Origin of the sequence: Thermogutta terrifontis, from assembly GCF_002277955.1 — a bacterium.
Lineage (GTDB): Bacteria > Planctomycetota > Planctomycetia > Pirellulales > Thermoguttaceae > Thermogutta > Thermogutta terrifontis.
Map to the genome: position 1 here is coordinate 540,748 of NZ_CP018477.1, position 15,311 is coordinate 556,058.

The window sequence follows — 15,311 nt, forward strand, 5'->3', positions numbered from 1 at the left end:
GACGTGGGGGCGATTCATGAATTGCCCCTACCACGGACCATTCCTTTAGACCTCGGTAGCCCACTCCAAAAAGCGGGGACGGGTCAACGGGACAGGGTGTTCCGAAGCCTGAAAAGTAGAGGGCGTGTTCGTCAGAGGACTCGGTTTGTTCGTCAAAATGGGTGGGTTTTTCCGGCAAATCGGATTGGAGGATTTATCCTGCGTTTGCCGATAGTAATATCGACACTCGGGATCACATTCGCTAACATCATGTCCCTTTTGCGTCAACCCACGGGCCGGCGCGACTGACCGGGAAGGACTTTTTTCGAGAGCAAGGATGCCACCTATGTCGCGGAAAAACGGACTGCTTTGCCACGATGGTCGTCGGTTGGGAGCCTCTCGCAAACATCGCAGGTTGACGGTGGAACGACTGGAGGAGCGCCAGCTCCTCAGCAGCGTCGGCTTTAGCTGGGAAACTCCGCTCGGGTACGACGACGCCGGGGCCATGTCGGGCAACATCGTGCCAGGAACACTGAGTCTGATTCCCGCTCCTGATTTGACTCTGCCCGCCACGATCAACCCTTATCATCCGCCGCAGGAAGTTGAGGCCTGGATTGATGGCAGTACGGTGCGCTATCGCGCTAACGTGGGAGGCGTGTGGCAGGAAGGCTCCACTTCCTATGATTCCGATCAGGTGATTGTGGATGTGTTAAGCGAAGATGGGGTGGTCGCCTGGACGGTGGGCACCGCCCTGCCCAACGGCCAGATCGTGGCACGCAAAGTGGGCGTGGCGATCTACGACACCAATCAGGGGGCCTGGAAGACGGCGGAAAGCCCGAATCTGGGCGTGCTCGCGGTTACTCAGTTGGATACCAAGGATGGCATTGTCGCCTGGACGATCGGTTATCCCACCACGAATGGTTACGTCCCGCGGGAAGTGGGCGCCGCGGTATACGATTCCGATCCGGCCAGTGGCGGGTGGAAGTTCTTCCAGACAAATACCTCGGGCGGGACCCGAACGATCGAGGAACTTCTCCTTAATGATGGCAGCGTGGGCTGGGCCATCGGTGATCCCACCGCCGGCTCACCGACGCCCGTTCGGTCGGTGGGGATGGCCACCTACGATTTCGTCAATCATGAATGGGCCCGATTTCAGGTCAACGCCAGGGCAAGCGAGCGCTTCATCAACGTGACCAACGGGGGCGGAGCCATGTTCTGGGCGATAACCCGGGACGGTAGCGCCAACGCCGGGGCGCCTCAGAACTTCGGCGTCGCTGTCTACGACGAAGCCCGTCACCAGTGGAAGTCCAACCGAACCAGCTACGACGGAAGCTATGTGCTCGGCGATTTCGCCGTGGGAGACGGGGTGGCCGCCTGGACGCTGACGCAGGACGGCGTCAAGGTGGGAATCGGTATGGGGGCCTGGGATTCTCGGGCAGGGGGTGTGGTCTTCCGCAGAATTCCCCTCGCCTCGCATCAGGAAGTCGATCGGCTGGTTGTTGGGGGACAGATCGTCGCGTGGGTGGCACGCGACCGAGCCAACGCCAACAATCAGCAGATTTTCCTGGCCACCTACGATGCAGGTCAATCGCTGTGGAAAACGTGGAGCGGCTCAGCGGGCAACAATCAGCAAATTGGGGATCTTCAGGTGGATGGTTGGGCGGCCTGGACCGTTCGCCGTCAGGACAACTCCGGCCAGTGGGTGGATCGCTCGGCGGTCGTCGCCGTTTATGATCCTGGTCGGGGTGTGTGGAAAACGTTCCAGTCGCCCGAGGCCACCAATCGCTCTGTGATCAACCTCGGCCTCAGCCAATCCATAGCGGCGTGGAAGATCGGTTACGCGGACAGCTCGGGCGGGAACTATGTGCCCCGCAACGTTGGGGCAGTGAGTTACGATTACCTGACCGGTCAGTTCAATTACTATCTCACCAGTTACGACACGGGTACCTTCATCGAGTACACGGCCGTGGGTGACGGTGTGGCGGCGTGGTCCACGGGGAGCAACGTGACGGTGTTGGTCTACGATCCGGTCGCGCAGAGTTTCAAAACAGCCAGCACCGCCCATGGGAACAATGTGCGGATCCGCAACCTGACCACCCAGGGCCGACTTGTTGCCTGGACCGTGGCGTATCCCAGCGGATATGACGACTCTTTTATTCCACGGGATGTGGAATTCGCAGCCTACGACACGCAAATTCAATCCTGGGTGCTAGGCGGGGAGAGCTATCCCACGGCGCAGGTGACGGACCTCTATATCGAGCATCAGTTTGTCAAGTACGCAGTCAATGGCACAGGATACAGTCGCGCATACGACGCCTGGACGAGTAGCTGGAGCACAGGGAATCCTGTTGCGGTTTCAACCTTCTTGGCAGCTCCCACGGTTGTCCCTGTCAACCGCGGGATCACGGTTCTCGACTGGTCCATGGGTGCTACGGACGGCTTCATCGACTTTGGGGATGGCTGGAAGTCAGACAGCCGGTTGACCACGCACGCCTATCGCGATACCGGGGTATATACCCTCTCTCAGCAGGTGTTTGGTCCCGGCGGTAGCGACACGTCGCTTGCCGTGATCGCAGTTGTCCCAGCCCGAACTCCAACCGATCTCGGCACCATCAGCAGCACCATTTTGCCTGCTCAATCGCCCATTAACGGCGCGCTGTGGTACAGTTTCCAGGTGGCTGCCGACGGAGCGTTCACCGCGAACGTGACTGGCGCTGGGGTCTCCAGCAACACAGCCATGGCCTTGTGCACCTCAACCGGCCAGCTTTATTCTCTGGTCGGGACGGGCACGACGTCGCTGGCCATTCCGTCCGTGACAGCCGGAACGACCTACTACCTGATGATCTCCGGACTGGCGGGCCCGGTGAATGTGGCGCTGGACAATCCTCCCACGCTGTCGCTCGACGATCGAGTGGTCACTGTTCGCGGGACACCGGGCGACGACACGGCTTACCTTGGTTATTTCGGGGCGCCGGCTGCTCTGATCAACGGCGTGTTCATGAGTTTCGAGCCAGGTACGACGGGAGTCATTTTCGATGGTGGGGCTGGGCGGGACACCGTCGGAATCTATGGCACGGATGGAGACGAGCATGCGGTTCTCGGCCTTTTCGAGGACAACAGCCCCGGTGCTGACGTGATGGGCTTGGGCTTCCAGCTTTCCGCGAGAAATTCGGAGGATATTACGTTCGTGGGAGGCGGGGGCCAGGACGTGGCGGAATTGAGCGATACGCCGGGGGCGGATCTCTTCACTGCCGAGCCTGGCCTGGCCGTTATGACAGGAAGCGGCCTCCGCTTTGCCGCGGAAAACGTTCCCATTGTGCATGGTTACAGCCGGCGGGGCGGCAACGATGAGTCGCGATTGACGGGCACAGCGGAAAAGGACCAGGGGGTCGTGACCCCGCAGTGGACGTGGCTGAGGAGTATCGACAACAGTTACTTTGCCCGGGCCAAGGGGTTCAAGCAGGTGACCATCAATGGTGGCGATGGGGCCGACAGCGTAGACTTCCGCGACTCGTCCGGGAAAGACGTCCTGGCGGTCTCTCCGGGGATAGCGCGGATGTCGTACCCCAGCGTTTCTGTCATTGCCAACGGTTTTGAGCAGGTCCAGGGAAACTTCAGCGGCAACAGTCAAGACGAGGCTTATCTCTTCGGAACGTCAGGCAATGACACTCTGACGGCCGAGCCATTCAAGGCAACTCTCCAGGCTGGCGAACTTCAAGCCGTGATCAGCGGTGCTTCGCAAATTGTGGTGGCTTCGATGGGCGGCCAGGACAGTGCGACCCTCTTGGATTCAACTGGGGATGATACGCTTTTGGCGCGGCCTCGCGACGTCACCTTAACGGGAACCGGCTACCTCCTTCGCGTGCTGGGCTACAAGAACGTCGCGGCGCATGCCGCGCGGGGCGGAACGGATGTCGCCCATCTGTACGACTCCACTGCTGATGACCTGTTCGTCGGCCAGCCGGGAGAAGCTGTGCTGCAGGGGCCGGGCTACTCCAACACAGTTCGGGCGTTCGACTACGTGCATGCCTACTCGATCACTGGGGGACGCGACGTTGCCCAGCTCTACGGTTCCTCCGGTGACGACGAGTTCGTTTCCTGGCCGGAATGGACCCGGCTCTCCGGACCGGGGTACTTCATCCGCGTCAAGATGTTTGAGGAGGTGACGGTGGACGGTGGCGGGGGCAACGACACGGCAGTGGTGAATGATTCGCCAGGGCCTGACGCTCTCGTCGCCACGGGCACCGAATTCCGGCTCTCTGGGAATGGTGCGTCCATTGCGTACCTCCACAAACTGTTGGGATTCGAGCAAATTCGTGCCCGCTCGCACGGCGGTGCCAACACGAAGTCGGTGGACCCCGCAGCACTGGCTTACCTGCTGCTCTCCGGTAAATGGTGAAAGGCCCAGCCGATCCCCTAATACAACCGGCGATTGGTGGATCGTGACCGGTAGCCGGTCCATTTGATCTGCCTTCCCTTTGCAGGCGGCGAACGAGCGCCGCCTTTTTGTTTTTCCGCCATTTGACCGCTTGCCCGCGGTGGCGCACTGACTCTGAGAACTTTTCCCCTACCTTGCCATGCTTCGCCCACTTTCATCGCAAGAGATTGCGGAGAACGGACAGCCACGCCACTGAGGCCGCTGCGACCAGCACGCCCCGCCAAAAAGCGGCTTCGCCCAGGCAGGTTCCCCCGGGGTAAATCTCGTTCCCGCGCGAACGGGTGGGACCGCGGGCGTCCCCATTGGTAGAGGAAAAGTGGGGAAGGATCGGGGCGATCGCGGCGGTCTCGGTAGGGATCTCGTTCTGATCGGCGGCAGAGTTCTGATCTACGACCCGGCCGCGTGCCAGCGGAGAGCAACGCACAAGGGTCCAGGTGCTTACAAGCGAGGGCCCGCCGGTTTCCCCGAGAATTGCAAGCAAATAGGTGACGCTTTTCCTTAAATATTCCGGTACTATAATACATCATTGAACGGTACTGAGACTCAATCTCAATAAGTCTCTCAGGATCAAAGAAAGGAGGTCGCGTCATGGCACAACATGCCTTGTGTCGCAACGAGCGGTGTCAGGTTGGGTTGCGATATGGATTCACTCTTGTAGAGCTCCTGGTGGTCATTGCGATCATCGGGATTTTGATCGCCCTGCTGCTTCCGGCGGTGCAGGCCGCCCGAGAGGCCGCGAGACGTTCCGCGTGCGTCAACAATTTGAAGCAATTTGGGCTGGCACTTCACAACTTTGAAAACATCAACCGGGTTTTTCCGCCGAGCATTGGAGGGCCTGTGGGTTCGGGATTGCGGACGGAATGGTCGGCCCAGGCTCTGCTTTTGCCCTATCTGGAACAGGGGAGTCTCTACGCAGGGATCGACTTCACTAAAAACTATAACGACGTGTATCTCCCTGATGGAACTCGCCTCAGTGCCCATCGCGTGCCGGTCTATGTCTGTCCCAGCGAAATCCGGGCGGAAGTCCGGCGGGTAAATGGAATCGACGCCCATTTTCCGCTGAACTATGGCGTGAACGTGGGAACCTGGTTTGTGTGGGACCCCGTCACACAGCGGGGAGGCGATGGGGCCTTCCAGCCGTTTAAGGGCACTTCGGTGGCCGAATTTATCGATGGGTTGAGCCAGACAATCGCGGCGGCAGAGGTGAAAGCCTACACTCCCTATTACCGCAACGCGGCCATCAATCCACCCCCTGCCGTTCCTGCCAATCCCAGTCATGTGTGCGGATTCGGGGGACAGTTCCAAACAGAAAGCGGCCATACCGAGTGGGTTGACGGGAAGGCCCATCAAGCAGGGGTGACGGCCACTTTTACCCCCAACACGCGTATCCAGTGCGTTGTCAATGGGAAAACCTATGACGTGGATTGGACCAATCAACGGGAGGGCGGATCTAACACGGTCCCCACCACCGCCGCTGTGACCGCCCGCAGTTACCATCCCGGCATCGTCAACGTTCTGATGGCGGACGGTTCCGTTCGGAATGTTGCGGAAACCGTCGATCTGGGTGTCTGGCGGGCGCTAGCAACCCGCAATGGAAGAGAAGTCACCAGCGAATTTTGAAGCCGAAGATCAGCGCATGGTCTTCCGGAGAGCGCATGCTGTCACTGCAGTCACTTCCAGTAAAATCTAATAAGCTCCCTTCCCCATCGCGTACGCCTGATCTTTCGGCTTTGCGCGATTCCTCTTAGCGACGCCACGCCACAACGATTTCATTGTGCAGTGAGCCCGGCGCCAGCCGCATCGCGGCGTGCTGGGCTTTCTGCTTGATGTGGAAGCTTGGGCAGCGTCCCAGCAGGGTGACGGAATCTCCCTCCACGATGACGCGGAGGTCGGTCACAGAGCGGGCGGTCGCCTCTTCAACCGCCTGGTGGATACGGGCTGCCAAACGCTCCGCTTCGGCCAGGGATGGGGCGAGCGGGTAGCTCATGAGCCGCTCTTCCCGGAGCACGACATCCTCGTCGTAGGGTGAATAAAAAGACATGGTTCCCTCCACGGGCGATGGACCAGCTCCGCATGGGCCATCACCACGCTCTTTTGCGGAGGCCTCCGTGCTCCTCTACCCAATGTGACTTTCATTCGATCCCCTTGAAGGGCACGCTCGTCAATCGGGATCCACGAAACGGTCTCTCGTCACCTCGATGAGATTGACTAGCTCCACATCGTGGCCCCTCAAGATGGATCGAACCGCTTCCTGTGCCAGTTGTTTGTGATAGAAGCTTGAAACCACCCCCCTGAGCACAATCGTATTGTCACGCTCTTCAACATCAATATCGCGGAGCTCGTAAATCGGACTGTTGCATAAAGCCAACCTTGCGCGCATTTCGAGATCGCCGGAAAGAAGTTGTACGCTCATAGCTGCTTCCGTCCTTGGTGCCAGGAACCACAAAACACTTCTGCCGGCCCGCGCCGGTTAGCTCATGCTGCTGAAACTCGGAGAAGCGGAATCAAGGGGCAAATCAAAGCGGGTCGCGGCCTCCCGGACCAAACGATGTACTTTTACCGATCATGCGGCCAAATCGGCCCATTGACATTTATACCACAGGACATCCGTGGGTCAAGGCCAGCCCTCGCAACTAGCGCGTTTTTCTGAACTGTTTCTTCTGCCCAGGCGCGACCTCTTTACAGCCTGCTGAGTATCACATCAGCCATTTGATGGCCACAAAACCGAGGATCGCGACAACGGCCAGGGCCAATGCCGCCCAGTCGAAATAGCGTTCGATCAACGACTTGACGCCTGGTCCAAAGAAGTAGAGGCACGCTCCCACCAGAAAGAACCTCCCAAACCGTCCGATGATCGAACCAACGACCAGCACCCCCAGGGAAACATATTCGTGGAACACGCCAGCCGCAATCGTGAACACTTTGTACGGAATCGGTGTGAAACCGGCACAGACGATTGCCCAGAAGGCATTCTGTTCGTAGAGTCGTCCGACGTAATCAATATTTTCCTGACTAAAACCTGGGACATATTGCATAAAAAAACTGCCCACCGCTGCCCATAGGAGCAGCCCAATGGCATATCCCAGAATGCCCCCCAGGACCGAGCCGACACCGCTCACGAGGGCGTAATAGAACGATCGCTTCGGCTTGGAGACAGAGAGGGCGATCTGAAGGACATCGGGGGGAACGGGGAAAAACGAGCTTTCTGCTACGGCCAGGAAAAACAGAGCAGGTGTGCCGTAGGGTGTATCTGCCCAGTGGAGAACCCAATCGTATAGACGGCGAAGGAAATGAGGGCGGCGGACCGGGGGGCGTTTCGCCGGGGTAGGGGCTTTCTCTGGCCACGATTCCCCGCCATTTGTCCTGACCGTTGGCGATTGTTCCGATTCAGCGAGGATTTTTCTCGGGATCATAGGATAATGAAGCTACTCTCTCTACTTTGGAGGCATGTGGGGGCACAGCTCCATTTTATCCAGCCCCTGTTGATTTTTCGCATCATGGGGCAGCCGCGCTCTTCTGCCGTCGTGGGACTGGCCCTCTCATTTGTGAAAGCGATTTGCGAAAGGCGATCAAGCGGCGGGTCGGACCCGGAAAAAGTTTCCCCAGGGATAATGCCCGGGCGACCTTTCGGTCATCCTGGCCTCCAGCTCGGCAGGGTGTCGGCCGGCCCCGGGCAAGATGACGGATGCAAATTGCATGCCATGACCGTGGAAGAGGCAGCACCGGACTCGGGGGCAGGGGACACCGTGGCAGGCGTCCCTCCAGTGTTGAATGGCCTGGTTCCACCCCGGCCTGGGGCCAGGGGATGAGCTGGCACAATCCGGTTCGGTTTCAGCTCGAAGCTGTCCGCCGGGTTTTTTCGATCCAGCGGGCGAGAAGGTCTTTGGCGGCCCCACTCGCAATGGCTTCTCGTGCACGAACCACTCCTTCCGCGAGATGACGTGCAGCGCCCGCCAGGACGAGAGCGGCGGCGGCGTTAGCGACGACACAGTCGGTGATTGGGCCGGGGATCCCTTCCACAACTTCCCTGATTCGTGTGGCACTTTCCTCTGGACCACTGACCCGGAGCACTTCGACCGATACCTCAGCCAGGCCGAAGTCGGCCGGGGTCCATGAGAATTCCGTGAGCTGTTGCGTATCCACTAAGGTTCCCGCCGTGGGACCGGAAAGGCTCACCTCGTCGAGGTCGCCGTCTCCATAGACCACCGCGCTGCGGGCCGTGCCCAGGAGTCGTAGGGCCTCAGCGAGCAGGGGACGAAGGTACGCTCGTCCCACACCCACCAGTTGGTACCGAACCTGCGCGGGATTCGTCAACGGTCCCAGTAGATTGAAAATCGTGGGATGGCCAAGCTGGCGGCGAACTGCGGCCACATTCTTCATCGCCGGATGTAAAAGCGGGGCGAAGCAGAAGCAGATTCCCAGTTCGGCGAGACATTCTGCTACCACCGGCAGGGGAGCTTCCACATTGACACCCAATTCGGCAAGCACGTCCGCGGACCCCGTCCGGCTGGTGATGCGACGGTTTCCGTGTTTGGCGACGGGAACCCCCGCAGCGGCCACTACGATGGCCGCCGCCGTGCTGATGTTGAACGTCCCGGCACCATCACCGCCGGTGCCCACGATGTCCATCACGTTCGGCCGGTCGGTCGGGACGACAAGCATGTGTTTGCGCATGGCTTGCGCCGCTCCCGCCAACTCTTCCGGGGTTACCCCCTTGGTGTGGAGGGCGATGAGCAGTCGGGCGACGAGTTCCTGCGGGGCACTTCCTCCCACAATGAAGTCGATGACCTGTTCTGCCTCGCTGATGGTCAGGTCCGCACCACGCTCGACTTTGGCTACGGCGCTTTCCAGCATTGACATCTCCTTTGGTCTAATAATGACTCACTCTTGCGAGAGGGGAGAAGGTCCCCTAAAATCGGCCGTTATCCGGCGGGCTGCCGCGATTTCCCGCACAATCCTGAGGAGGTGCAATGTCCCGGAAGATCATTATCGATTTCGATCCTGGCATCGACGACGCGCTTGCGCTCTGTCTCCTCCTGTTTGATCCGGAGTGGGAGGTCGTTGCCGTCACAGCCGTCGGCGGAAACGTATCGCCCGCCGTTGCCAACCGGAATGTTCAGGCTCTTATAGCTTACCTGGACCCGCCGCGTATTCCAAGGATCGGGGTGGCGACAGCCCCGGATGAGGGGTTGCCTGTCGAGGGGCGTTTTGCGAATGCTGTCGATGATCTCCGCGATGCAGGGCTGCCTGTTGCCGAGTTGCGGACTCCGCATCCGTCAGAAAAGGTACTCGCGGACGAAGTGCGGGCTGCTCCTCATCAGGTGACCGTGTTGGCTCTGGGACCGCTCACCAATCTTGCCCGCGCTATGCAAAGAGACCCCGAGTTTCCCAGCCTGGTTCACCGTATCATCATTGCGGGCGGAGCGGTGCAGGTGCCGGGGAATATCACGCCCGCTGCTGAATTCAATATTTACTGTGACCCGCGCGCAGCGAAGATGGTGTTTGCCTCGCGGGCGCCGAAGACTCTCGTGCCCCTCGATGTCACCAATCGGCTCAGTTTTTCCCTTTCCCTTTTGAATGACCTGCCGTCGGAAGGGACGAAAATCGGTGCGCTTTTACGGAAAATACTTCCTGCCAAATTCCGCGCTTACCGTCAGCAATTGGGGCTGGAGACGATTCATCTGCACGACACGATCACCTATCTGGCGGCCTGTCGGCCGGACCTGCTGCGATACGAAATGCTGGCGGGCGACGTGGAGTCCACTGGCGAAATCACGCGGGGCGCCACGATTTTCGATCGGCGACCTGTGCCCGCGTGGCGAGACAACCGGCTGGAAGTGGCCTTGGGGATCGATGCGGGGGCAATGCGTCAGGAATTCTTCAAACGATTGCAGCAAGTCGCGGAGGCCGCCGGACCGTTGACTTCCTTAGAAGACGAGTGACCGCCTGCTGGCAAACGGTCAAGCTCCGGTTTCAGCTTCCTGGGAGGATCGCGCGTTGGTCACCGCGCCCGAGTCAATCATTCGTTCACAGACACCGCGGTACCGGATGGGGTTCCTCTGGACCGTCTGTCTGGTGGCCGCGATGGGAGGATTCCTTTTTGGCTATGACTGGGTTGTCATCGGTGGAGCCAAGCCGTTCTACGAGCCCTATTTTAACATCCCACCCGGTACGTTCTGGCAAGGATGGGCCCAGAGCAGTGCCCTGGTAGGATGCCTCATAGGGGCGGCGCTTTCCGGTGCCTTGAGCGATTGGACCGGCAGACGCCGGTTGCTGATCACGGCGGGTTTTCTTTTTACGCTTTCTGCTATTTGGACCGCGCTGGCCTGGGACTATGCCTCCTTCAACCTGGCGCGGATCACCGGTGGGATTGGGATCGGTTTGGCTTCCAATCTTTCACCCATGTATATTGCCGAGATTGCCCCGGCGGAGATCCGTGGGGTGTTCGTGTCGATCAATCAATTGACGATTGTCATCGGCATTTTGGCCGCCCAGATCACGAATTTGCTCATTGCGCAACCGGTTCCCGGGGATATCCCCCAGGAGCAAATCGCGGAATTCATCCGCCAGTCCTGGAATGGGCAATGGGGATGGCGCTGGATGTTTGGGGCGGAGACTTTTCCCGCGGCCGCGTTTTTCCTGCTCATGTTTTTCATGCCGGAGAGCCCTCGCTGGCTGGTGAAATGGGGACAGAGTTCTGCGGCAGAGAGGATTCTCGGTCGAGTGGGGGGCGGGGCGTACGCAAGCCGGGCGATCGATGAAATCCGGGAAACTCTTTCCCAGGAAGAAATCGGGCGGGTGCGACCGGCCGATCTTCTCGACCCGCGGCTTCTGCGGATCGTCGCGCTGGGAGTGTTTCTGGCCGTGTTTCAGCAGTGGTGCGGGATCAACGTTATCTTCAACTATGCGCAGGATGTTTTTCAGGCGGCGGGTTACGCCGTCAGTGACGTGCTGGTCAACATCGTGTTCACCGGCGTGGTGAACCTCGTCTTTACCTTCGTCGCCATTTTCACTGTCGATCGCTGGGGACGCCGGATTCTCATGCTCTTTGGAGCAGGTGGGCTGGCAGTCATTTTTGCAGCCCTGGGGGCGGGCTACTATTTTCACAGCACGGGCACGCACATGCTCATTCTGGTGCTGGCCGCGATTGGATGTTATGCAATGTCTCTCGCCCCGATCACCTGGGTGGTGATCTCGGAAATCTTCCCCAATCGCATTCGCGGGTTGGCCATGTCGATTGCCGTGCTGTCTCTGTGGGCGGGTTGCACGGCGCTGACGCTCACATTTCCGCTGCTCAACCGCTCGCTTGGCCCGCACGGCACTTTCTGGCTCTACAGCAGCATTTGCGTGCTGGGGTTTGTTGTGATCGCGTTAGCGCTTCCGGAAACCAAGGGGAAGAGCCTCGAACAAATCGAGCACGAACTCCTGGGCTGACGCGATGTTCCCGCTGACCGGGCCAGGGGCCAGCGGACTATTTCACCGGTCACGGGCATCACCGGTCAAGTCTCCGCGTGGCACGTCGGTCAAGGGTTGGAACTGTTTGCTGGGGATGGTGGCTCGATGGCATCGAGGCCGCCCTGCTTTTCCTGGCCATCTACAAACAGACGCCCCCCTTTGTCCACCCAGGCGGGTGCCGTGTTGCCCAGCACCTGGCTGTTGAACACGTGCAATTCCGAGTACGGAAAAGTGATGATTTGGGCCGCTCCATTGTCTCCGAGAAGTGAATCCAAGAGATCTGCGCGACAGGCACCGCCGATGGAAAGCCCGGCCCGGCCGTTTCCCCGCAGGACAACCCTTTGCAGACGGATCTCCCGGGCTGTGTTGGCGAGGCTGATTCCATCCAGTTGATAGCCCTGGATGGTGAGGTCCCGGATGGTTACCCCATGCACGTGATGGAGCGTGATTCCCACGGTGAGTTTCGCGTAGCGGAGGGGATAATCTTCCGGCCGGTGGTCGGGTTCCACGCAAAAGTAAATTTTTCCTTCAAAGAGACACCATTCGAGTGGTTCGAGCTTGGGTGGTGCTTCGGAAGAGTTGGTCACAAAGACCCGTTTTGCCGGTCGGTCGCCGAGAAAGAGTTGCTGATGACTTCTCTGTTCTGGCGTGAACCGATAGACGGCCCGTCCCCAGCGTTGCCAGGCCTGCCGATCCAGTTCCCAGGCGTCCACTGGAACGGGAGCGGAGCCGTCCAGCACGGCCCCGTTTCCGTCGAGGATGAGGTCCTGCAGAATTCCCCGACTGAGGCGCTGACCGGCCAGCGTGATCGATTCGCGATAGGGCGTCTTTGTGGGAGCCAGCACAATGCGATCCCCCGGCTGCGCCAGCTCAATCGCCCGGGTAATCGACCGCACAGGCCCGTCGACGGTGCTCCCTGGGGTGGCCACCCGGCCGAAAAACGCATCGTCGCCGGCCTCATTGTTGACAAAAATATCGCGCCCGGGGCTGCTCCCCACCTCAGCAATCCAGCAGCCGACAATAACGGCCACAACCAGTGTTCCACGAAATGCGAGCCGATTCTCTCTCGACACCATGGTTCAGGGATCCTTCGCGGCACAATCCATCAGATATGAAGGAGTATGTGAAAGCCTTGTGCCAGCGTGTCAGGTCAGGCTTGAGTGAAAAATTTCTTAATTGCCCAAGTTTAGCATCGGGCAGTCATCGCTGCCAACGGGATGGCGGGGTGCCTCGGTGGGGAACTTCGGAGGGCACGCTCATTGTGCCCGATAATAGGGATGGATGATCAAACGTTGAACGGCGGACCTGACAAGCAGGTCCCTCCGAGAAATCATCCGGAGGGCACGCTCATTGTGCCCGATATTAGGGATGGATGATCAAACGTTGAACGGCGGACCTGACAAGCAGGTCCCTCCGGAAAACGTCCCTCCGGGAAAAACGGGCCCGACAAGCGGGTCCCTCCGATGTTGTAGGGGCAATTCATGAATTGCCTCTCCAGCAATTCGGCGAGATCGTCGTGCCCGGCGAAACTGGCCTGCAGCGGGGAAAGACTGTTAATCGACTATGGAACTCGCACCGCAACCGAAGTGTTCCCCAAGAGGATTCTGAACGGCCGAGGCGAAGGCAAGGATGTCCACAGCGAGTTCCTGAATCCGGCTGGCAGCTCCCACAAGATGGGCGCAAAGGTCTGGTGGTTTTTCGGCAAGTTTTTGCGCCATCTTGTCGCGTTCCTGGTCGATCTGGTTGAGCGCGTCCTGGATGATCTCTTCCGCGGTGTTATCTCCCGCCGGTTGCTGGCCGTTTGCCCGGGCGCGCTCCGAAAGCACAAGGTTTCGGAACCAGCGGAGGAGGGAGGCCCGACTCACCACTCCGACGGGAACGCCTCGGTCGGTGATGATCACCCGTCGCATGGCCACGCGGCAGAGGAACTCGTAGATCACCCGCACCGGCGTGTCGGCGGGATACGTGATGACGTGGGGCCGCATGAGCTCCGAGATGGGACGGTTCCAGCCTTCCGAGGAAGTGATGGCCTCCATGAGGTCCTTTTCCGAGACGATTCCGATGAGTTGTCCGTTTTCGTTGACCACGGGAGCGGAGCTAATGCGTGAGCGGAGAAAGTAAGCCGCCACGTGTTCCACTGTCTCATCGCCCTGGAGAGGGGCCACGATGGGCGTCATGACGTGCTCCGCCAAAATCCCCTCGAAGAGGTCATGACGTCGATGAGACTCGTCCAGATTGAATTCCACATTCTGGTTGACCGTTCGAAAACTGACCACCCGGTCACGGCCAGTGCGTTTAGCACAGAGCAGGGCCTGATCCGCTTGATCGACGAGCTGTTCGGGCGTGAGTGTGTCCTCGTAAAGACCGGAAACGCCGATGCTACAGCTCACTGTGAGCTTTTTATCCACCACATCGATTTGCGTTGCCCGCAACATTTCCCGAAATCGCTCCGCCCAATTGACGGCCTGCTCTTCGGTCGTTTCCGGAAGCAGCACGCAGAACTCTTCACCGCCATATCGGGCCACCACATCGGAGTGCCGGCAGGAACGGAGGAGTGTATCGGCTGCGACCTTAAGGACCACATCGCCCACCGGATGCCCGTATACATCGTTGATTCGCTTGAAAAAGTCGAGGTCGAGCATCGCACAACTGAGGGGACGATTGGTTCGTCGGGCCCGCTGGAATTCGTAGGAGAGAATGTCGTAAAAACTGCGCTGAGAGAGAAGCCCGGTGAGGGCATCCGTGCGGGCAAGTTGCTGGAGTTTGCGTTCGCCTTCCAGGATGCGAGCGGCTGCCCGAAGTCGGGCCACCAGTTCCGCCTCGCGGATCGGTTTGGAAAGAAAGTCATCGGCCCCGCTTTCCAGCCCCTCCACGACCCATTTCGGATCGTTCCGGGAAGTCAGAATGAGCAAATAAACGTAATGTGGTAGGGGCAACCGCCGGATTTCGCGGCAGAGCTGAGGGCCTTCCACGCCCGGCATTTCCCAGTCCGTGATCACAATGTCGGGCGGCTCCTCACGAGCCATTTGGAGGGCCTCGCTGCCGTTGGCCGCCTCCCGCACGCAATAGCCGGCCCGAGTCAACCACCGTGCGAGAATCCTTCGAATGAGATCGTCGTCATCAGCGACAATGATGTTCCGAATATGAATCGGTGCGGTGACCCCAGATGGTGCAACAGTGGACATGTTGTCCGTCTGGCCGGAGGGCGCATCCTTCGGCTCCACAGTCGGCTGGGGAGTGATGAAGCCCTCCGGCTCCAAAACGCGGTTGGTTTGTGCCTCGCTCATACGATTCATCACCACAGTCTGCGTTCCCAGCAATCCACATCTTCCCTGTAACCATAGCCCAGCCCGTGGCACGCGACACCGTTTTTCAACCCTTGGAGAGCCTCAAATCGGGCAGGGATGTAGTGAAGGAGCCGAGTGTAACAGCAAAACCG

At 59.4% G+C, this 15,311-nt stretch carries 11 protein-coding genes; 4 read left to right on the plus strand and 7 right to left on the minus strand.

All coding sequences use genetic code 11. The features are described 5' to 3' along the window. Positions 1–325: 325 nt before the first annotated feature. Positions 326–4,378, plus strand: coding sequence for a hypothetical protein (locus tag THTE_RS01975; RefSeq protein ID WP_095413860.1), 4,053 nt, complete (start codon positions 326–328; stop codon positions 4,376–4,378). 193 nt (positions 4,379–4,571) lie between these two features. On the opposite strand, the gene THTE_RS01980 is transcribed toward THTE_RS01975, so the two are convergent. Next, positions 4,572–4,898, minus strand: coding sequence for a hypothetical protein (locus THTE_RS01980; protein ID WP_095413861.1), 327 nt, complete (start codon positions 4,896–4,898; stop codon positions 4,572–4,574). 107 nt (positions 4,899–5,005) lie between these two features. Here THTE_RS01980 and THTE_RS01985 point away from each other — a divergent pair, with 107 nt between their 5' ends. Beyond that, entirely contained in the window at positions 5,006–6,037 is a 1,032-nt protein-coding gene (locus THTE_RS01985) for a DUF1559 domain-containing protein (RefSeq protein ID WP_095413862.1), read from the plus strand. A 124-nt stretch (positions 6,038–6,161) separates the two neighbouring features. Here THTE_RS01985 and THTE_RS01990 read toward each other — a convergent pair whose 3' ends face one another. The 4 genes from THTE_RS01990 to trpD form a co-directional block, all read right to left on the minus strand. Next, on the minus strand, positions 6,162–6,458 hold the full coding sequence (locus tag THTE_RS01990; protein ID WP_095413863.1) for a BON domain-containing protein: 297 nt from the start codon (positions 6,456–6,458) through the stop codon (positions 6,162–6,164). A 120-nt stretch (positions 6,459–6,578) separates the two neighbouring features. Further along, positions 6,579–6,830 (minus strand): BON domain-containing protein, encoded by a 252-nt coding sequence (locus tag THTE_RS17820; protein WP_157731634.1) that lies wholly within the window; start codon positions 6,828–6,830, stop codon positions 6,579–6,581. A 283-nt stretch (positions 6,831–7,113) separates the two neighbouring features. Next, positions 7,114–7,830, minus strand: a complete 717-nt coding sequence (locus tag THTE_RS02000; RefSeq protein ID WP_207651755.1) for a YqaA family protein — start codon at positions 7,828–7,830, stop codon at positions 7,114–7,116. A gap of 418 nt (positions 7,831–8,248) precedes the next feature. Next, positions 8,249–9,271: an anthranilate phosphoribosyltransferase gene (gene trpD / locus THTE_RS02010; RefSeq protein ID WP_207651756.1), complete on the minus strand. Its 1,023-nt coding sequence runs from the start codon at positions 9,269–9,271 to the stop codon at positions 8,249–8,251. Between the two features lie 116 nt (positions 9,272–9,387). On the opposite strand from trpD, the gene THTE_RS02015 reads away from it, so the two are divergent. Together THTE_RS02015 and THTE_RS02020 are read left to right on the plus strand one after the other, a co-directional pair. Then, positions 9,388–10,359, plus strand: a complete 972-nt coding sequence (locus tag THTE_RS02015; RefSeq protein ID WP_095413866.1) for a nucleoside hydrolase — start codon at positions 9,388–9,390, stop codon at positions 10,357–10,359. Positions 10,360–10,414: 55 nt separating this feature from the next. After that, complete coding sequence (locus tag THTE_RS02020) at positions 10,415–11,851, plus strand: sugar porter family MFS transporter (protein ID WP_095413867.1); 1,437 nt, start codon at positions 10,415–10,417, stop codon at positions 11,849–11,851. Between the two features lie 89 nt (positions 11,852–11,940). Here the strand turns inward: THTE_RS02020 and THTE_RS02025 are convergent, their stop codons facing one another. Continuing rightward, positions 11,941–12,948, minus strand: coding sequence for a right-handed parallel beta-helix repeat-containing protein (locus THTE_RS02025; RefSeq protein ID WP_095413868.1), 1,008 nt, complete (start codon positions 12,946–12,948; stop codon positions 11,941–11,943). A 477-nt stretch (positions 12,949–13,425) separates the two neighbouring features. Continuing rightward, positions 13,426–15,159, minus strand: a complete 1,734-nt coding sequence (locus THTE_RS02030; RefSeq protein WP_168175773.1) for a diguanylate cyclase — start codon at positions 15,157–15,159, stop codon at positions 13,426–13,428. Positions 15,160–15,311: the final 152 nt, after the last annotated feature.